This is a genomic window from Microbacterium sufflavum, assembly GCF_023091155.1.
In the GTDB taxonomy this organism is placed as follows: Bacteria; Actinomycetota; Actinomycetes; order Actinomycetales; family Microbacteriaceae; genus Microbacterium; species Microbacterium sufflavum.
Genome location: NZ_JAHWXK010000003.1, coordinates 120,938 through 138,341, shown reverse-complemented (window position 1 = coordinate 138,341; position 17,404 = coordinate 120,938). Strand labels below are relative to the sequence as shown.

Annotated in this window: 18 protein-coding genes and 1 tRNA gene; 11 read left to right on the top strand and 8 right to left on the bottom strand. The window is 71.4% G+C overall.

Annotation, left to right across the window (positions count from 1 at the left end; genetic code table 11):
- Positions 1-38 precede the first annotated feature (38 nt).
- Entirely contained in the window at positions 39-1,082 is a 1,044-nt protein-coding gene (locus KZC56_RS16795; RefSeq protein ID WP_136030433.1) for a methionine ABC transporter ATP-binding protein, read from the top strand.
- Positions 1,082-1,741 carry a methionine ABC transporter permease gene (locus tag KZC56_RS16790; protein ID WP_136030431.1) on the top strand — a complete coding sequence of 220 codons (660 nt, stop codon included), beginning with the start codon at positions 1,082-1,084 and terminating at the stop codon, positions 1,739-1,741. The genes KZC56_RS16795 and KZC56_RS16790 overlap by 1 nt, the downstream gene beginning before the upstream one ends.
- Before the next feature lie 18 nt (positions 1,742-1,759).
- Here KZC56_RS16790 and KZC56_RS16785 read toward each other — a convergent pair whose 3' ends face one another.
- From KZC56_RS16785 to KZC56_RS16770, 4 genes are all read right to left on the bottom strand, one after another.
- Positions 1,760-2,683 carry a pseudouridine synthase gene (locus KZC56_RS16785; RefSeq protein WP_136045699.1) on the bottom strand — a complete coding sequence of 308 codons (924 nt, stop codon included), beginning with the start codon at positions 2,681-2,683 and terminating at the stop codon, positions 1,760-1,762.
- Between the two features lie 65 nt (positions 2,684-2,748).
- On the bottom strand, positions 2,749-3,498 hold the full coding sequence (locus KZC56_RS16780; RefSeq protein WP_247639061.1) for an SDR family oxidoreductase: 750 nt from the start codon (positions 3,496-3,498) through the stop codon (positions 2,749-2,751).
- 73 nt (positions 3,499-3,571) lie between these two features.
- Entirely contained in the window at positions 3,572-4,066 is a 495-nt protein-coding gene (locus tag KZC56_RS16775) for a MarR family winged helix-turn-helix transcriptional regulator (RefSeq protein WP_136030425.1), read from the bottom strand.
- Positions 4,063-4,575 (bottom strand): GNAT family N-acetyltransferase, encoded by a 513-nt coding sequence (locus KZC56_RS16770; RefSeq protein ID WP_247639060.1) that lies wholly within the window; start codon positions 4,573-4,575, stop codon positions 4,063-4,065. The genes KZC56_RS16775 and KZC56_RS16770 overlap by 4 nt, the downstream gene beginning before the upstream one ends.
- Before the next feature lie 114 nt (positions 4,576-4,689).
- On the opposite strand from KZC56_RS16770, the gene KZC56_RS16765 reads away from it, so the two are divergent.
- From KZC56_RS16765 to KZC56_RS16740, 6 genes are all read left to right on the top strand, one after another.
- A tRNA-Gln gene (locus tag KZC56_RS16765) sits at positions 4,690-4,761 on the top strand.
- Between the two features lies 1 nt (position 4,762).
- Positions 4,763-6,193 carry a bifunctional UDP-N-acetylglucosamine diphosphorylase/glucosamine-1-phosphate N-acetyltransferase GlmU gene (gene glmU / locus KZC56_RS16760; RefSeq protein ID WP_247639059.1) on the top strand — a complete coding sequence of 477 codons (1,431 nt, stop codon included), beginning with the start codon at positions 4,763-4,765 and terminating at the stop codon, positions 6,191-6,193.
- A 7-nt stretch (positions 6,194-6,200) separates the two neighbouring features.
- Positions 6,201-7,235, top strand: coding sequence for a ribose-phosphate diphosphokinase (locus KZC56_RS16755; protein ID WP_247639058.1), 1,035 nt, complete (start codon positions 6,201-6,203; stop codon positions 7,233-7,235).
- Between the two features lie 81 nt (positions 7,236-7,316).
- Entirely contained in the window at positions 7,317-7,787 is a 471-nt protein-coding gene (locus KZC56_RS16750; protein WP_136036315.1) for an FMN-binding protein, read from the top strand.
- 15 nt (positions 7,788-7,802) lie between these two features.
- Complete coding sequence (locus KZC56_RS16745) at positions 7,803-8,681, top strand: FAD:protein FMN transferase (RefSeq protein ID WP_206253094.1); 879 nt, start codon at positions 7,803-7,805, stop codon at positions 8,679-8,681.
- 14 nt (positions 8,682-8,695) lie between these two features.
- On the top strand, positions 8,696-10,270 hold the full coding sequence (locus KZC56_RS16740; protein WP_247639057.1) for an FAD-dependent oxidoreductase: 1,575 nt from the start codon (positions 8,696-8,698) through the stop codon (positions 10,268-10,270).
- Here the strand turns inward: KZC56_RS16740 and KZC56_RS16735 are convergent.
- Positions 10,264-11,772 (bottom strand): sensor histidine kinase, encoded by a 1,509-nt coding sequence (locus KZC56_RS16735; RefSeq protein WP_240753228.1) that lies wholly within the window; start codon positions 11,770-11,772, stop codon positions 10,264-10,266. The two genes, KZC56_RS16740 and KZC56_RS16735, sit on opposite strands and share 7 nt — an antisense overlap.
- 11 nt (positions 11,773-11,783) lie before the next feature.
- Complete coding sequence (locus KZC56_RS16730; RefSeq protein ID WP_136030408.1) at positions 11,784-12,512, bottom strand: response regulator transcription factor; 729 nt, start codon at positions 12,510-12,512, stop codon at positions 11,784-11,786.
- A 104-nt stretch (positions 12,513-12,616) separates the two neighbouring features.
- Between KZC56_RS16730 and KZC56_RS16725 the strand changes: the two genes are divergently transcribed.
- Positions 12,617-13,867, top strand: a complete 1,251-nt coding sequence (locus KZC56_RS16725; RefSeq protein WP_247639056.1) for an FAD-binding oxidoreductase — start codon at positions 12,617-12,619, stop codon at positions 13,865-13,867.
- A 60-nt stretch (positions 13,868-13,927) separates the two neighbouring features.
- On the opposite strand, the gene gnd is transcribed toward KZC56_RS16725, so the two are convergent.
- Positions 13,928-15,382 carry an NADP-dependent phosphogluconate dehydrogenase gene (gene gnd / locus KZC56_RS16720; protein ID WP_136030406.1) on the bottom strand — a complete coding sequence of 485 codons (1,455 nt, stop codon included), beginning with the start codon at positions 15,380-15,382 and terminating at the stop codon, positions 13,928-13,930.
- Positions 15,383-15,531: 149 nt separating this feature from the next.
- Between gnd and KZC56_RS16715 the strand changes: the two genes are divergently transcribed.
- Both KZC56_RS16715 and KZC56_RS16710 read left to right on the top strand, forming a co-directional pair.
- Positions 15,532-16,590 carry a D-2-hydroxyacid dehydrogenase gene (locus KZC56_RS16715; RefSeq protein ID WP_247639055.1) on the top strand — a complete coding sequence of 353 codons (1,059 nt, stop codon included), beginning with the start codon at positions 15,532-15,534 and terminating at the stop codon, positions 16,588-16,590.
- A gap of 11 nt (positions 16,591-16,601) precedes the next feature.
- Positions 16,602-17,123: a gluconokinase gene (locus KZC56_RS16710; RefSeq protein ID WP_247639054.1), complete on the top strand. Its 522-nt coding sequence runs from the start codon at positions 16,602-16,604 to the stop codon at positions 17,121-17,123.
- Here the strand turns inward: KZC56_RS16710 and KZC56_RS17725 are convergent.
- Complete coding sequence (locus KZC56_RS17725) at positions 17,108-17,233, bottom strand: hypothetical protein (RefSeq protein ID WP_275090547.1); 126 nt, start codon at positions 17,231-17,233, stop codon at positions 17,108-17,110. The genes KZC56_RS16710 and KZC56_RS17725 overlap by 16 nt on opposite strands.
- Positions 17,234-17,404 lie beyond the last annotated feature (171 nt).

Genomic DNA, 17,404 nt, shown 5'->3' with positions numbered 1-17,404 from the left:
CGATTCTCCGTTTCCCGAGACCCAGACCGGAGCAGCACATGCCGATCGTCTCCCTGACGAACGTGTCCAAGACCTACCCCTCCCGCAGTCACGGTGAACCGGAGGTCGTCGCCGTCGACGACGTGACCCTCGACATCGACCAGGGCGACGTGTACGGCATCATCGGCTACTCCGGCGCCGGCAAGTCGACGCTGGTGCGCCTGATCAACGCCCTGGAGCCGGCGACGAGCGGCACCATCACGGTCGACGGAGTCGATCTCACCACGCTCGGCGAACGCGAACTGCGCCGCGTGCGCGGCGGCATCGGCATGATCTTCCAGCAGTTCAACCTGTTTTCCTCGCGCACCGTGCGGTCGAACGTGGCCTACCCGCTGACGCTGGCCGGCTGGTCGAAGCCCGACATCGAGGCGCGGGTGACCGAGCTGCTGTCGTTCGTGGGGCTGTCCGACAAGGCGAAGGCCTACCCCGAGCAGCTGTCCGGCGGCCAGAAGCAGCGCGTCGGCATCGCCCGGGCCCTGGCCACCAAGCCCGCGATCCTGCTCGCCGACGAGGCCACCAGCGCCCTCGACCCGCAGACCACGCACGAGGTCCTCGACCTGCTCAAGCGGGTCAACGAGGAGCAGGGCGTCACCATCGTGGTCATCACCCACGAGATGGACGTCATCCAGACGATCGCGACCAAGGTCGCCGTGATGGAGAACGGTCGCGTGATCGAGCGCGGCGACGTGTTCGACGTGTTCTCGGCGCCGCAGAACCCGGCGTCGCAGCGCTTCGTCGGCACGGTCGTGAAGGGCGTGCCGTCGCCGTCCGAGCTCGCCGTGCTGCGCGAGCGGCATCGCGGGCGTCTCGTCACGTTCTCGTTCCGCGACGGCGACTCGTCGCAGGCGCAGGTGTTCCTCGACCTCGCGGCCGCCGGACTCGACTTCGAGCTCGTGTACGGCGGCATCAACGACATCCGGGGCAGGGCGTTCGGGCACCTGACGCTCGCGATCCGCGGAGACTCCTCCGCGATCGACAGGGCGCTCACCACGATCGGTGAGCGCGTGGACGTGACCGTGATCGCCGCAGAGGAGGCCCGCTGATGGATCGTCTGAACGAACTGTGGCCCGAGTTCTGGTCGGCCGCACTGGAGACGCTGTACATGGCGTCGTTCGCGCTCGTGCTCGGCGGGATCCTCGGTCTTGCGATCGGCATCATCCTCTACATCACGCGCCCCGGTGGACTCCTGCAGAACCGGGTCGTCTCGGTGCTCGTCAACCTGGGGGTCAACTTCTTCCGACCCATCCCGTTCGTGATCTTCATGGCCGTCGCGCAGCCGTTCGCGCGGCTCGTGGTGGGGTCGGGCATCGGCACCACGGCGGGCGCGTTCATCATCGGGCTCGCGGCGGCGTTCGCGATCGGCCGCATCGTGGAGCAGCACCTCGTGTCGGTGTCGCCCGGCGTGATCGAGGCGGCGCGGGCGATGGGGGCGGGGCCGTGGCGCATCCTGTTCACGGTCGCGATCCCGGAGTCCCTCGGACCGCTGATCCTCGGCTATACGTTCATCGTGGTCGCGCTCATCGACATGACCGCGATGGCCGGTCTGATCGGCGGCGGCGGCCTGGGTGCGTTCGCGCAGATCTACGGTTTCCGGCAGTTCGAGCCGATCGTGATGTGGGCCGCCATCATCCTTATCGTGGTGTTCGTGCACCTGGTGCAGCTGCTGGGAACGCGGCTCGCCCGGAGGATCATGCGACGCTGACCCCCGGTGGGGCGCGGGTCAGCGCGCCGGGGCAGCCTGCAGGCTCCGGCGGGTGGTGAACACGCGCTCCTCACCGGTGAGCGGGTCGAGGAACCGCAGTTCCCGCGCCAGGAGCTGCAGGGGCCGGGAGAAGTCGTCGGGCTGCTCGGGCAGCAGCTCCGGGTAGAAGCCGTCGTGCAGGATGCCGAGCCCGAGCGCGGCCAGGTGCACGCGCAACTGGTGCATCTTGCCGCTGTGCGGGCGCAGCAGGGTGTGCACCACGCGGTCGTCGGCGTCGATCACGTCGATGAGCGTCTCCGAGTTGGGCTCCCGGGTGTCGTCGACCTGCACGCGCACCTCTCCGCGGTGCTTCTCGATGTGGGTGCGGTACACCAGCGGGAAGCGGGAGGGATCCCAGCCGGCGGGCCGCGCCGATACGGCCTCGTACACCTTCTCGACCCGTCGATCCTCGAACAGCAGCTGGTAGGCGCCGCGGGTGGCGGGGCGGACGGAGAACATCAGCAGCCCGGCGGTCGCGCGGTCGAGGCGGTGGATCGGCGTGAGCTCCGGGTTGCCGAGCCGGTTGCGCAGCCGCACGAGAGCGGAGTTCTGCAGGTACTTCCCGCCCGGGGTGGTGGGCAGGAAGTGCGGCTTGTCGATCACGACGAGGTGGTCGTCCTCGTGCAGGATCTCCTCGGTGAAGGGGATCTCCTTCTCGACGGGCGGCTCCCGGTAGTACCAGACGAACTCCTCGGCGCCCAGCGGCGTCTCCCGGCTGAGCGGTCGTCCGTCGCGGGCGACGATCTCGCCGCGGTCGAACCGCACGAGCAGCCGCTCGGGGTCGAGGTGGAAGAACCGCTCGACCATGTAGTCCGCGATCGTCGGCCAATCCCCGGTCAGCGGAACGTGCAACCGCGTGGCGCCGACGCCGTCGCGCACGGGGAGCGGGGAGGGCATGCCCATTGTTCGGCCTTCGGCAGGAGGGGCGGGACCCCTCCACCCTAGGCGACGGCGCCGGTCGGCTCGGCTCAGTCCGCCCCGGCGGCGATCCAGTCGTCGAAGGTGGTGGGGGCGAGCCGGGCTCCCTCGGCGGGGAGCAGCACCTCGCCCGCGAACTCGACGCCCAGAGCCGCACCGCGCCACGAGGCGCGCAGCGGAAGCTCTCGTCCGCGGGCGGCGAGGGTGCGCCTGGCCATGTCGACGGCGTCTTCGGTGCGGGGCCCGGCGATGTCGAAGGATCCGCCCAGCGCGGGGGCGGCGGCCGCCTCGACGAGGGCGACCGCCACGTCCGCCGGGGCGATCGGCTGCAGCAGCAGCGGGGGGACGACGCCCTCGCCGTCGACGATCGACCACTCGGCGATCATGGCGGGGAAGTCCTGGAACTGCGTCGCGCGCACGATCGTGAAGGGCACGGCGCCGCGGGCGACCTCGCGCTCCTGGGCCCGCTTGCCGAAGTAGTGCGGGTTGCCCTGCACCCGATCGAGCGCGGCGATCGACAGGGCCACGTGGTGGGCGACCCCGGCGGCGGCTCCGGCGACCAGGAGGGTGCGCGTCACCGTCGCGAACACGCGCTCGGCCTCCGCCACGTCGGACACCGGGGGATTGGTCGCGTCGATCACGGCGTCGACCCGGTCGAGCCGCGCCGCGAGACCCTCGCCCGTCGTCAGATCCACCCCTTCGCCGCGGCTGAGGGAGATCGCGTCATGGCCTCGCCGTCGCGCCTCCTCCACCACGAGCCGCCCGATCCGTCCTGTCCCGCCTGCCACTGCGATGCGCATGCCGCTCCTTTGTCGTGATCCGTGGCTATCCTGCCCCGGGCCGCCGACATCCGCCGCGCACGCGTGAGCGGCGTCAGGCGTCGAAGCTCAGGCTGAGCTTGCGCAGCAGACCGGCGAGCCGTTCGCGGTCGCCGCGCGACAGTGCCCTGAGCAGCTCGGCCTCCGCGTCGACCAGCCGGGTGATCGCCGCGTCCACCCGGATACGCCCGTCGTCGGTGAGCGTCACCAGCACGCTGCGGCCGTCGCCGGGGTCGGCCTCCCTGCGCACCAGCCGCCGCCCGACCAGCCGGTCGATCCGGTTGGTCATGGTGCCGCTGGACACGAGGGTCTGCTGCAGCAGCTGCTTCGGGGAGAGCTGGAAGGGGGCGCCGGCGCGGCGCAGCGCCGACAGCACGTCCCACTCCCACGACTCGAGGTCGCTGCGGCGGAACACCTCGCGGCGGGCGCGGTCGAGGTGACGCGACAGCCGGTCCATCCGCGACAGCACCTCGAGCGGGGAGAAGTCGAGGTCGGGCCGCTGCGTGTTCCACGCGCCGACGATCCGGTCGACCTCATCCACCTCGCTCATGCGTTCATTATCGCGTGCGCCCCGTCGTCCGCCGACCCGCGGGCGGGCAGCTCCCGGGTCAGGAACACGCTGTGCGGATCCGGCCGGTAACGGCCGAACGCCGCGCACTCGCGGAAGCCCGCGCGGGTGTACATCGCGACCGCGGGCAGGAAGAAGTCGTCGCGCCCGGTCTCCAGCGACACCCGGCGCACCCCGCGAGCGGTGGCGTCGTCGAGGAGGAACCGCACCAGGGTGCGTCCGATGCCGCGGCCGCGCAGTGCGGGGTCGGTGCGCATCGACTTGAGCTCCTCGTGCCCCTGGTCGACCGTGGCGAGGGCGCCCGTGCCGACGATGCGGTCGTCCAGGGTGGCGGCGAACAGGCGCACGTGCGGTGCGAGGAGTCCGTCGATGGGCAGGGCGTGCTGGCTCTCGGGTGGCGCGGTGCCCTGCATCTCGGCGTGATGCGCGGACACGAACGCCGCGAGGTCCGGCGTGGCGGAGGCGATGCGGGTGATGACGACGTCGCTCATGGCCCCAGCATCGCAGAGCCGTGTTTCGTCGCGATGTCGGCCACCCGGGCGTGCATCGGAACACGAGCGGGGACGTGGCAGACTTGTCGGGCGGTGCCCACGCGGGGGCCGCGGTCCGCCGTGGTGTAATGGCAGCACGACAGCCTTTGGAGCTGTGAGGTCTAGGTTCGAGTCCTGGCGGCGGAGCATGACTGGGAACAATCTCGCCATCGTCGTCCTCGCCGCAGGTCAGGGCACCCGCATGAAGTCGCGGCTGCCCAAGGTGCTGCACCCCATCGGCGGCCGACCGCTCGTCGGGCACGTGCTCACCACGGCGCGTCGGCTGCAGGCCGCGCACATCGAGGTCGTCGTGCGTCACGAGCGCGACCAGGTGGTGGCCGCGCTCGCGGAGGACTACCCCGATGCGGTGTTCGTCGACCAGGACGACGTGCCGGGCACGGGGCGGGCCGTGCAGGTCGCGGTCGATGCGCTGCCCGGCGACTTCGACGGCGATGTGCTCGTGCTCTCGGGCGACTGCCCGCTCGCGGACGCCGAGACGCTCACCGCGTTCCTGGAGGAGCACCGCGCCTCCGGTGCGGCGGCCACCCTCATGACGGCCCTGGTCGACGACCCCACCGGCTACGGCCGGGTGATCCGCGACGCGGACGGCGGTGTCGACCGCATCGTCGAGCAGAAGGACGCGACGGCCGAGGAGGCCGCGGTCACCGAGATCAACGCCGGCATGTACGTGTTCCGTGCCGCGACGCTGCGCACGTACCTGCCGCAGGTGGGCGTCGACAACGCGCAGGGCGAGATGTACCTGACCGATGTGCCCGGGCTGCTGCGCCGTGACGGCGACCGCGTGGCCGCCTCGGTCGTCGACGACGTCGAGGTCACGTTCGGGGTGAACGACCGTGCGCAGCTCGCCGAGGTCGGCCGCCGCTTGAACGCCCGCATCGTGCGCCGCTGGCAGCTCGAGGGCATCACGGTGATCGATCCGGCGACCACGTGGATCGACGACGACGTCACCCTGGCGCCCGACGTGACGCTCCTGCCGAACACGCAGATCCTGCGCGCGACCACCGTCGCCGCGGGCGCCACGATCGGTCCCGACACGACGCTCGTGACCTGCGAGGTGGGGGAGGACGCGGTGGTGCGGCGCACCGACGCCACGCTCGCCGTGATCGGCGCCGAGGCGACCGTCGGGCCCTTCTCCTTCCTCCGTCCCGGCACCGTGCTGGGCGCCAAGGGCAAGATCGGCGCGTACGTCGAGACGAAGAACGCCGAGATCGGCGAGGGCAGCAAGGTGCCGCACCTCTCCTACGTGGGGGATGCGACGATCGGCCGCGGGGTCAACCTGGGCGCGAGCACCATCACCGCCAACTACGACGACGTGAACAAGCACCGCACCGAGATCGGCGACGAGGTCCACACCGGCTCGCACACGGTCCTGGTCGCGCCCGTTAGGCTGGGTGCTGGTGCGAAGACCGGTGCCGGCGCCGTCGTCCGCAAGGACGTCCCCGCCGGTGCCCTGGCCATGAGCGTGGCCCCCCAGCGCAACGTCGAGGGGTGGGTCGAGAAGAACAGAGCAGGCACGGGGGCGGCGGACGCCGCGGCCCGGGAGAACACGGCGGAATAGGCGGAGCATGGCCCGGAAGAAGAAGACGGTCGACCTGGATCGCGACAACGGGGTGGCCCCCGGGATCATCGCGAAGACCAAGAAGCGGCTCGTCGTCGCGGGCGGGCGCTCCCACCCCGAGCTGACAGCGGCCGTCGCCGAGGCCCTGGGCACCGAGATCGCGCCGGTGGAGCACCGCACGTTCGCGTCGGGGGAGATCTACGCCCGCTTCGAGGTCTCGATCCGCGGCGTCGACCTCTTCCTCATCCAGACCTTCGGTGAACCGGTGAACGAGTGGCTCATGGAGACGCTCATCATGATCGACGCCGCCAAGCGCGCGTCGGCCAAGCGCATCACCGTCGTCGCCCCCTACTATCCGTATTCGCGCCAGGACAAGAAGGGCCGCGGCCGTGAGCCGATCAGCGCCCGCCTGGTCGCCGACCTGCTCAAGACGGCCGGCGCCGACCGCGTCATGAGCGTCGACCTGCACGCGGCGCAGATCCAGGGCTTCTTCGACGGCCCGGTCGACCATCTCTTCGCCAAGCCGGTGCTGCTCGACCACTTCGAGCGCACGCTGAGCCCGGACGACCGCGAGATCCTCACGGTCGTCTCGCCCGACATGGGCCGCGTCCGCGTCGCCGACACGTGGTCGGACAGCCTCGGTGCGCCGCTGGCGATCATCCACAAGCGCCGCGACCCGAAGGTCGCCAACCAGGTGTCGGTGCACGAGATCGTCGGCGCCGTCGAGGGGCGCACGTGCCTCCTGGTCGACGACATGATCGACACCGGTGGCACGATCGTGAAGGCCGCTCAGGCGCTCAAGGCCAACGGCGCGCACCGTGTGATCGTGGCCGCGACCCACGCGATCTTCAGCGACCCCGCCTCGGAGCGGTTGCAGGACGCCTCGATCGATGAGGTCGTCGTGACGGACACGATCCCGCTGTCGGCGTCGCGCCGCTGGGGCAACCTCACGATCCTGCCGATCGCCCCCCTGCTGGCCAGGGCGATCCACGAGGTGTTCGAGGACGGCTCCGTGACGAGCATGTTCGGCGGCGACGCCTGACGCATCGGCACAGCACAGCCGGAGCATAGGCGCGGTCCCTACCGTCGAAGGATCGACAGACCCCGACCCACGGAGGCCCCCATGATCCGCACGACCGTACCCACGTCCGTCCGCACCGGTTCCGCGCTTCTCGGGGTCGCCGGCCTGGTCGTGCTCGCGGGGTGCGCGGGCACCCCCGACGCCGCCGACTCGTCGAACGCTTCGACGGCGCCGACGGGTTCGAGCTCGTCGTCCGGCGGGGGCGACGCCGCGGGCTCCTACAACGACGGCACCTACACCGCCGAGGGGTCGTACCAGACCCCGGAGACGGTCGAGCAGATCTCGGTCACTCTCACGCTCGCGGACGGCGTCGTGACCGACGTCGAGGTGACGGGCGACCCGAAGGCACCCGAGACCGAGCAGTATCAGGGCCAGTTCATCGACGGCATCGCGGACGAGGTCGTGGGCAAGCCCATCGACGAGCTGAACGTGAGCCGCGTCGCGGGGTCGTCGCTCACCAGCGGCGGCTTCAACGACGCGGTCGAGTCGATCAAGGAGCAGGCCGCCTCCTAGGCGCGGGGCCTCGTCATGGCGGGTTGGCGTTTCGAGGCGATCGGCACGCACTGGGAGATCGAGACGTCATCGCCGCTCCCGGAGCCCGTCCGATCCGCCGTGTCGGCGGTGATCGAGAGGTTCGACCGCGCCTGGTCGCGGTTCCGGGCCGACTCGGAGGTCTCGCGGCTCGGGCGCGAGGGCGGGACGCTGGCCTCCGCCGACGCGGCGCCCATGCTCGACGCGTATCGCGCGCTGACCACGGCGACCGACGGGGCCGTCAACCCTCTCGTCGCCGACAGTCTCGCCGCCCTGGGCTACGACCGGGAGTACTCGCTCGTGCCGCGGGACCCGCTCGCCGCGCCCGCGGACTGGACGGAGCGGGTCTCGTGGACCTCGACCGGGGTGACCGCGTCGGCTCCGGCCCTGCTCGACGTCGGCGCGCTCGGCAAGGGTCGCCTGGTGGACCTGGTGATGACGGAACTGGCGGAGGTGCCGGACGACGTCGTGGTCGACGCGGGCGGTGACCTCCGGGTCCGCGGCTCCGGTGAGCGCGTCGCCCTGGAGCATCCGTACGACCCGCGGAAGGCCGTGGGCGTGGTCGAGGTGCGTGACGGCGCGCTGTGCGCCTCGGCCGTGAACCGCCGCGCGTGGGGAGACGGGCTGCATCACGTGCTGGACGCCCGCACCGGGGTGCCCGTGCGCACCTGGGCGGCGACCTGGGCGCTGGCGCCCGACGCGATGATCGCCGACGCCGTGGCCACCGCGCTGTTCTTCGACGGGGGCCCGGCGCTCGCCCTGGCCTGGGGCGTGGAGTGGGTGCGCATGACCACCGATGGGCGCCTGCAGTGGTCGCCGGGCTGTCCGGCCGAGCTGTTCACGGTGGGCGGGCCTGGCCGGGCGGCCGCTGACTAGGGAAGAGTGGAACCGTGATCACGACATTCGCCGCTGCACGCCAGCGCGTCCTCGCCGTGCTGGGCGCGCTGTCGATGTACCGCCTGGTGCTCTTCGCCCTCATCGCCCTCGCCGCGATCGCCCTCGTCCTGTCGCTGTTCGGGGTGATCGTGTCGCCGACGCCCGTCGAGCTCGTGGTGTCGTTCGCGGTGCTCGCGGCCGTGATCTCGGCGGTGGACGCGGCGGCGCAGCGCATCCTCCGGCTGCCGTGGCGGATCGAGTCGTCGCTGGTGACCGCGCTCATCCTGCTGTTCGTGTTGCGTCCCGGTGCGGAGCCCGCGGCCCTGCTCGGGCTCGCGATCGCGGGCGCCGTGGCGAGCGTGTCGAAGTACGTGATCGCCTGGCGCGGCCGCCACATCTTCAACCCGGCGGCCTTCGGTGCGGCGGTCGTCTCGATCCTCGGCGCGTTCGGAGCCTTCGCGTGGCTGGGTACCTCGTCGTCGTGGTGGGTCGGCACTCCGGTACTCGCCGTGCCGGTGGTGCTGCTCGGGGTCGCCGTGCTCTGGCGCACCGAGAAGATCCGGGTCGTGTCGCTCTTCCTCGTGGCCGCGGTGGCCACGTCCCTGGTGCGCCAGGCCGTGCAGGCGGCGCAGTTCGACATCCCGTTCGACCTCGTCACGGCGCTGTCGTTCGCGGTGCTGCAGTCGCCGTTCCTGTTCCTCGGCGCGTTCATGCTGTCCGAGCCGCTCACGCTCCCGCCGCGACGGCGACAGCAGCTCGCGGTCGCGGTCCTGGTCGGTGTGCTCGCCGGCTGGCCGATCTCGGTGGCCGGGCTGTTCACGCTCGGCCAGGAGCGGGCGCTGCTGATCGGCAACCTGCTCGCCTTCGCGTTCGCGGTGCGCGGCTCGGTGCGGCTCGTGCTGGAGCGTCGCACCTTCGTCACCCCGACCGCGCAGGAGCTCACGTTCCGCGCGAAGGGGCGGGTCCGGTTCCTCGCCGGCCAGTACCTCGAGCTGGACGTGCCGCACCGCCGTCCCGACGCGCGGGGCACTCGACGGGAGTTCAGCATCGTCTCGGCACCGGCCGACCTGCCGACTCTGCGCATCGCGTACAAGAACGGCGACCAGAAGCACCCGTCCAGCTACAAGCGCGCGCTGGCGGCCGCGGAGCCGGGGGCGACGTTCGCGGTCACCGGCACGTGGGGCGACTTCGTCCTGCCGCGCGGCGAGCAGCCCGTGCTCATGGTCGCGGCGGGCATCGGCGTGACGCCGGTCGTGTCGCAGTTGCGGCAGCTGCGGGCCACGGGTCAGCAGCGCGACGTGGTGCTGGTCTACGTCGCCGCGGAGGCCGCGGAGCTCGCGTTCCGGGAGGAGCTGGAGGCGACCGGCGTGCGGACGGTGGTGTTCACGCGCGACGAGCCCACCGGGCTTCCCGCGCACTGGTCCTGGGCGCGGGGCGCGCGCCTGGGTGCGGAGTCGCTCGAGCAGGCCGTGCCCGACCTGGCCGAGCGGCACGCGTTCATCTCCGGACCGCCGCGGCTGATCGCCGACCTCGCGCCGGCGCTGCAGAGGGCGCGCAGCCTCACGACCGACGCGTTCGCGGGTTACTGAGCGGGGGCCGGAGCGGGCGCGGACGGGATCCGCACCGTGAAGGTGGTGTCACCCGGCTCGCTGGTCACGTCGATCACGCCCCCGTGCCCCTCGACGATGGCCTTCACGATCGCGAGGCCGAGCCCGGTGCCGCCGGTCTGACGGGCGCGCGAGGTGTCACCGCGGGCGAAGCGGGCGAAGAGCTCGTCGCGGATCGCGGGGTCGATGCCCGGCCCGTCGTCGTGCACGCGGAGCACGGCGTCGTCGCCCTCCCTGGCGACGCTGAGCGTCACCGTGGTCCCCGCCGGGGTGTGTGCCCTGGCGTTCGCGAGCAGGTTCGCCACCACCTGGTGCATGCGCCCGGCATCGCCCAGGATCAGCACCGGCTCGTCCGGGACCTCGATGCTCCAGTGGTGCTCGGGTGCGGTCGGCCGCGCGTCGGAGAGGCCCTCCAGCGCGAGCTGCGCGAGGTCGACGTTGCTGTAGACGAGCTCGCGGCCCTCGTCGAGACGGGCGAGCAGCAGCAGGTCCTCCACGAGCCTGGTCATGCGCAGCGACTGCGCCTGGATGCGCTCGAGCGACGACGTGGTGCCCTCGATCGCCTCGGGGGCCTTGGCGGGGTCGGTCGCGGCGTCCGCCTGACGGAGCGCGCGCAGGGAGAGCTCGGAGTAGCCGCGGATCGAGGCGAGCGGGGTGCGCAGCTCGTGGCTCGCGTCGGCGACGAACTGCCGCATGCGCTCCTCGTTCTTCTGTCGAGCGGCGAGGGAGACGTCCACGTGGTCGAGCAGCTTGTTGAGCGCCGCGCCCACCAGCCCGGTCTCCGTGCGCGGATCGGCCTCGGCGGGCGGCACGCGCTCGGTGATGCTGACCTCGCCGCGGTCGAGCTGCTGGTTCGCGACCCGGGTGGCGGTCGCGGCGACCGCGCGCAGCGGACGAAGGCTCACCCGGATGGTCACCGCGGTGGTGAGGGCGAGGAGGATCAGGCCGCCCACGGTCGCGAGCACGATCACGGTGAGCAGCTGCGTGAGCTGGTTCTGGATCTCGTCGCGGGGGAGTCCGGTGACCACGACGACGCCGTTGCTCGCGGTGGTCGCGAAGACGCGGTACGAGCCGAGCCCGTCGAACGTGATGGTGCCCTGGGTGCCGAGGGCGACCGTGCCGTACAGCTGTCGCAGCTGCTCGGAGGTGAGGGTGGTCGACCGGTTGCTGAGCTCGGCGCGGTTGTCGTGGAACGCGACGCCCGTGGCACCGGCGACGGGGCTTCCCACCGAGAGCAGCAGCCCCGGCACGGGGTCGATGCGGTAGAGGATGTTCTCGACGGTCGCATCGGACGGCGCGACCCGCTCGACGACCTGATCGCGGATCGTGACGGCGTAGCCCTTGACCTTGTCGTCGAGCTGCTGTTCGAGCGTGCTGCCGAGGGTAGCGCTGGTGATGATGGCGACGATGACGAGGATGAGCGACACGAAGCCGATCACGGCCGTCATGAGCCGCGTCTGCAGGCTCATGGGGCGTCGCGTCATCGTCGCGACGCTCACTGCGGGGCCTTGATCATGTAGCCGACGCCGCGCACCGTGTGCAGCAGAGGAGTGCGTCCGGCGTCGATCTTCTTGCGCAGGTAGGAGATGTACAGCTCGACCACCGACGACTTCCCGCCGAAGTCGTAGCTCCACACCCGGTCGAGGATCTGCGCCTTCGACAGCACGCGGCGCTCGTTGCGCATCAGGTAGCGCAGCAGCTCGAACTCGGTCGCGGTCAGTTCGATCTCGGTGCCGTCGCGCACGACCTCGTGGCTGTCCTCGTTGAGCGTGAGGTCGGCCACGCGGAGGATGGACTGCCCGTCGTCTGCGGTCGCGTGACCGGTGCGGCGGATGATCGCGCGCAGGCGGGCGATCACCTCTTCGAGGCTGAACGGCTTGGTCACGTAGTCGTCGCCGCCGGCGGTGAGGCCCGCCACGCGGTCGCCGACGGCGTCCTTGGCCGTGAGGAACAGCACGGGCACGAGGTTGCCCGCATCGCGGAGCCGCTTGAGCACGGACATCCCGTCGAGGTCGGGCATCATGATGTCGAGCACGAGCGCGTCCGGCTCGAACTCCTTGGCCACCTGGATGGCCTCGAGGCCGGACGACGCGGTGCGCACCTCCCACCCCTCCATCCGCAGGGCCATGGCGAGCAGGTCGGTGAGCATCTGCTCGTCGTCCACGGCGAGGATGCGCAGAGGGGAGCCGTCGGGGCGGCGCAGTTCGGGCAGGTCGCTGGTCATAGCGTCTATTCTGCGGAATCTCCTATGCGATTTCTATGGAGGCCGCTATGTGTTCTCTGGGAACAGCCCTCCCGAATGTCTGCGCCCGGGTCTACCGTGTGCTCATGACCGACAGCGTCGAGCATCCTTCCCCCATCGTCCACCGTCCCTCCACCGTCTCCGAGGTCGCCGACCTCGTCCGTCGCGCCGCACGGGAACCCGTCCCGCTGACCGTCGTCTCCGGCGGGCACGGCCCCTGGTCGCACGCCCCCGCACCCGGCATCCGCATCGAGCTCGGCGCCCTGTCCTCCGTCGAGGTCGAGGGCACCAGGGTCCGCATCGGCGGCGGCGCCGTCTGGGGCCACGTGTCCGCGGAGCTCGCGAACCACGGCCTCGCGCTCAGCTCGGGCGACACCGCGAGCGTCGGCGTGGGCGGTCTCACCCTCGGCGGCGGCATCGGCTGGATGGTCCGCGCCTGGGGCCTCGCGGTCGACCAGCTGGTCGGCGCGCAGGTCGTGACCGCGACCGGCGACGTGATCGAGACCTCCGCCGACGAGCACCCCGACCTGTTCTGGGCGCTGCGGGGCGGTGGCGGCAACTTCGGCATCGTCACCCGCTTCGACTTCGAGGCGCACCGGCTCCCGGGCATCGCGCTGGCCGAGAACGTCGTCGACGGTGATGCCACCGACGTCCTCCGGGCGACACGCGACCTGATGCGCGATGCCCCGCGCGAGCTCACCGTCACGTTCATGGACGTGCCGCCCATGGACCCGAGTGCTCCAGCGGGCGCCAGGCTCACCGCGGTCTGGGCCGGCCCCGAGCCCGAGGCGCTGCAGGCCGCCCTCGCCCCGATCGCCGCGCTCGATGGCGTGCACAGTGAGGTCAGTACGCCGGCCTACCGCGACATCCTGCTGGAGATGCCGCAGCCCGAGGGGGAGGAGGCCCCCGCTCCTCCCGGGTTCATCGCGGCCAACGGGCTCATGTCCGACCTCGATGATGAGCTGATCGACCGCCTGATCGCCTTCCGGAGCGCCTATCCGGCGTCGGTCGTGTTCCTGCGCTCGCTCGGCGGCGCCTTCGCCGACGTGCCCCAGGAGGCGACCGCGTTCCCCGCCCGTTCCGCGACCTGGTTCGTGATGGCGGCCGCCTTCGACATCCCCGGACTGCTCGACGACGCCGCGCGCGAGCGCGCTGCCGTCGAGGTCCAGCGGATCGCCGCGGGGCGCCTCGCCGAGTACAGCAACTTCGTCGACACGGAGCACTCCGAGACGGTCGCCGGCATGTATGCCGAAGAGGCGTTCGCCCGGCTCCTCGAGGTCAAGCGGCAGTGGGACCCGCAGAACCTGTTCCGCCGCAACCACAACATCAGCGTCTGAGCGACGACGCACGAGGGCCCGGGAACCATGCGGTTCCCGGGCCCTCGTCGCACGGAGGCGTCAGTGCGTGTCCTCGGCCTCGATCTCGGTGCGGTCGCCCGACCACAGCGTGTGGAACGTGCCGTCCTTGTCGATGCGCTTGTAGGTGTGGGCGCCGAAGAAGTCGCGCTGACCCTGCACGAGCGCGGCGGGGAGGCGGTCGGCGCGGATGCCGTCGTAGTACGACAGCGACGACGAGAACGCCGGGGCGGGGATGCCCGACTGCGCGGCCGTCACCACGACGCGGCGCCAGGCGGACTGGGCGCGGGTCAGCGCCTCGGCGAAGTACGGCGCCGTCATCAGCACGGGAAGGTCGGGCGTCTCGGCGTAGGCGTCCGCGATCCGGTTCAGGAACTGCGCCCGGATGATGCAGCCGCCGCGCCAGATCTTGGAGATCGCGCCGAGGTCGATGTTCCAGCCGTACTCGGCGGCCCCCGCGCGGATCTCGTCGAAGCCCTGCGAGTACGCGACGATCTTCGACGCGTAGAGCGCCAGGCGCACGTCCTCGATGAACGCATCGACCTGATCGGCCGGCACGGTGAACTCCTCGTCGGGTCCGGGAAGCGACGCGGCGACGGCGCGCTGCTCGGGGTGCGAGGAGAGCGAGCGGGCGAAGGTCGCCTCGGCGATGCCGGAGACCGGGACGCCGAGCGACAGCGCGGTCTGCACGGTCCAGGCGCCGGTGCCCTTGGCGCCGGCCTGGTCGAGGATCACATCGACGAGGGGCTTGCCGGTCTCCGCATCCACCTGACGGAGCACCTCGGCGGTGATCTCGATCAGGTACGACTCGAGCTCGCCGCGGTTCCACTCCGCGAAGATCTCGGCGATCTCGGCGGGCGACTTGCCGGTGCCGCGACGGATGAGGTCGTAGGCCTCGGCGATCAGCTGCATGTCGGCGTACTCGATGCCGTTGTGCACCATCTTGACGAAGTGGCCGGCACCGTCGTGACCCACGTGCGTGACGCACGGTTCGCCCTCGGCGACCGCCGCGATGGACTTGAGGATCGGGCCGAGCGTGACCCACGACTCGTCGGAGCCGCCGGGCATGATCGAGGGACCGGTGAGCGCACCCTCTTCGCCGCCGGAGATGCCGGCGCCGACGAAGTTGATGCCCGTCTCCCGCACGGCCTTCTCGCGGCGGATGGTGTCGGGGAAGTACGCGTTGCCGCCGTCGACGATGATGTCGCCCGGCTCGAACACCTCGACCAGCGAATCGATCACCGCGTCGGTCGGGGCACCCGCCTTGACCATGATGATGGCCGTGCGCGGCTTCTGCAGCGCATCGGCGAACTCCTGGTACGTCCGGGCGGGGATGAAGCCGGCTTCCGGATGCTCCTCGAGGAGGGTCTCGGTCTTCTCGTAGCTGCGGTTGAAGATCGCCACGGTGTTGCCCTCGCGGCTGGCGAGGTTGCGGGCGAGGTTCGACCCCATGACGGCGAGTCCGACGACTCCGATGTTCGCTGATGCTTCGGGCACAGAGGGCTCCTCGATCGTGAAGAAGGGTTGTGTTCAGCGTATCGCTGTGCGGTCGGTCGGCGCGCGATCGTTTCCCCGTGAGGCCGCGGCGGTGCGGCCCGCCTCGACCTCTACGCTGGTCGGAGCAGGCCTGCAGAGAGGGAGTCGTCGTGACGGAGTCCGAGAAGAAGGTGCGCGCCGTGGTGGCGGTGCCGCTGCCCGAGGAGCTGTGCCGGCTCATCGAAGAGCTGGAGCCGCGCCTGGAGGTGGTGAGCGATCCGTCGCTCGTGCCGCCGATGCGCGGGCCCGCGGACTGGTCGGGCGACCCCGGGTTCACGCGCACGCCGCAGCAGCAGGAGGCCTTCGACGCCCTGGTCGACTCCGCCGACGTGCTGTTCGGGATCCCGGACGTCGATCCCCGCGCCCTGGCGCGCACGGTGTCCGCGAACCCGCGGCTGCGCTGGGTCATGACCACGGCGGCGGGCGGCGGGAGCACGGTGCGCGCCGCGGACCTCGGTCGCGCCGACCTGGACCGGGTCGTCTTCACCACGAGCGCCGGCGTGCACGGTGGCACTCTCGCCGAGTTCGCGGTGTTCGCCGTGCTCGCCGGTGCCAAGGGGTTGCCGCGTCTGCTGGAGGATCAGCGCGACCGTCGCTGGCCCGAGCGGTGGGAGATGAGGCAGGTCGAGGAGATGACGGTGCTCGTCGTCGGGTTGGGCGGGATCGGAGCGGAGTGCGCGCGCCGATTCGATGCGCTGGGTGCGCGGGTGTGGGGCACGAGCCGTTCCGGCCGTCCGGTGGAGGGGGTCGAGCGGCTCGTCTCCCCGGATGCGCTGAGCGAGGTGGTCGCGGAGGTCGACGCGATCGTGGTCACGCTGCCCGGTACCGCGCAGACCCGGCACCTGATCGGCGACGACGTGCTGCGGGCGGTGCGCCCCGGGGTGATCGTCACCAACGTGGGCCGGGGGAGCGTGATCGACGAGGCCGCGCTGCTGCGGGCGCTGGACGACGGGCGCGTGGGGTTCGCCGGGCTGGACGTGTTCGAGGAGGAGCCGCTGCCGGAGGGCTCGCCCCTGTGGTCGCACCCGCGCGTGCTCGTGAGTCCGCACACCGCGGCGCTCAGCTCCCGCGAGGAGGAGCGCATCGCCCGCCGCTTCGCGGAGAACGCGACCCGCCTGCTCGACGGCCGCGAGTTGCGCGCCGTGGTCGACACCGTCGAGTTCTACTGAACCGGGCGGCGATGAGCGTCCGCATCGTGGTGATGGGGCCGAGCGGCTCGGGCAAGTCGACGGTGGGCCGGGCCCTCGCGGAGGCGCTGGACGCGCGGTTCGTCGACGGTGACGATCTGCATCCGCTCACCAGCGTCGACAAGATGGCTGCCGGTGTCCCGCTCGACGACGAGGACCGCCTGCCGTGGTTGCGGGTCGTGGGCGAGACGCTGCGCGCGCACGACCGGATCGTGATCGCCTGCTCCGCGCTGCGGCGTCGCTACCGCGAGGCGATCAGGACGGGGGCGCCGGAGGCGTTCTTCGCGGAGCTCGTCGTCGATCCTGCGGTGCTGGCCGCGCGGATGCGGGCGAGGGAGGACCACTTCATGCCGGCGTCGCTGCTGGACTCGCAGCTCGCGGCGCTGGAGCCGCTGGAGGGCGATGAGCGCGGGGTGCGGGTCGAGGCCACGCGGAACCCCGCCGGGGAGGTCGACGCCATCGTCGCCGCGTGGCGGGACGAGGAGCGTCGGAGGGGCGATCAGTCCTTGCGGTAGCCGGAGCGGCCGAGCGAGAACAGCGCGCCCGCGGTACCGATCGCGGCGCAGAGCGTCATGGCGCCGATGAGCCAGAGGAGGACGTGCGAGAGGAAGGCGCCGTCGAGCATGGGGGTACTCCGAGTTCTGCAGAAGGGACGGTGTCCTCAGCCTATCGGGTGATCCGGTACCATGGACACGTACCTCGGCGAGGGATGCTTCTGCGCGTGCGCGGATCTCCGTAATCGACGCGGCGAAGCAAGCCCGGTGGCTTTCCTCACGCGTCCGCGTTCGAGTTCACA

Bases quoted from the DNA above. Each gene is read 5' to 3' on its own strand.
- KZC56_RS16795 (WP_136030433.1), top strand. From the start codon at position 39: ATGCCGATCGTCTCCCTGACGAACGTGTCCAAGACCTACCCCTCCCGC.
- KZC56_RS16790 (WP_136030431.1), top strand. From the start codon at position 1,082: ATGGATCGTCTGAACGAACTGTGGCCCGAGTTCTGGTCGGCCGCACTG.
- KZC56_RS16785 (WP_136045699.1), bottom strand. From the start codon at position 2,683: ATGGGCATGCCCTCCCCGCTCCCCGTGCGCGACGGCGTCGGCGCCACG.
- KZC56_RS16780 (WP_247639061.1), bottom strand. From the start codon at position 3,498: ATGCGCATCGCAGTGGCAGGCGGGACAGGACGGATCGGGCGGCTCGTG.
- KZC56_RS16775 (WP_136030425.1), bottom strand. From the start codon at position 4,066: ATGAGCGAGGTGGATGAGGTCGACCGGATCGTCGGCGCGTGGAACACG.
- KZC56_RS16770 (WP_247639060.1), bottom strand. From the start codon at position 4,575: ATGAGCGACGTCGTCATCACCCGCATCGCCTCCGCCACGCCGGACCTC.
- glmU (WP_247639059.1), top strand. From the start codon at position 4,763: ATGACTGGGAACAATCTCGCCATCGTCGTCCTCGCCGCAGGTCAGGGC.
- KZC56_RS16755 (WP_247639058.1), top strand. From the start codon at position 6,201: ATGGCCCGGAAGAAGAAGACGGTCGACCTGGATCGCGACAACGGGGTG.
- KZC56_RS16750 (WP_136036315.1), top strand. From the start codon at position 7,317: ATGATCCGCACGACCGTACCCACGTCCGTCCGCACCGGTTCCGCGCTT.
- KZC56_RS16745 (WP_206253094.1), top strand. From the start codon at position 7,803: ATGGCGGGTTGGCGTTTCGAGGCGATCGGCACGCACTGGGAGATCGAG.
- KZC56_RS16735 (WP_240753228.1), bottom strand. From the start codon at position 11,772: ATGACGCGACGCCCCATGAGCCTGCAGACGCGGCTCATGACGGCCGTG.
- KZC56_RS16730 (WP_136030408.1), bottom strand. From the start codon at position 12,512: ATGACCAGCGACCTGCCCGAACTGCGCCGCCCCGACGGCTCCCCTCTG.
- KZC56_RS16725 (WP_247639056.1), top strand. From the start codon at position 12,617: ATGACCGACAGCGTCGAGCATCCTTCCCCCATCGTCCACCGTCCCTCC.
- KZC56_RS16710 (WP_247639054.1), top strand. From the start codon at position 16,602: ATGAGCGTCCGCATCGTGGTGATGGGGCCGAGCGGCTCGGGCAAGTCG.
- KZC56_RS17725 (WP_275090547.1), bottom strand. From the start codon at position 17,233: ATGCTCGACGGCGCCTTCCTCTCGCACGTCCTCCTCTGGCTCATCGGC.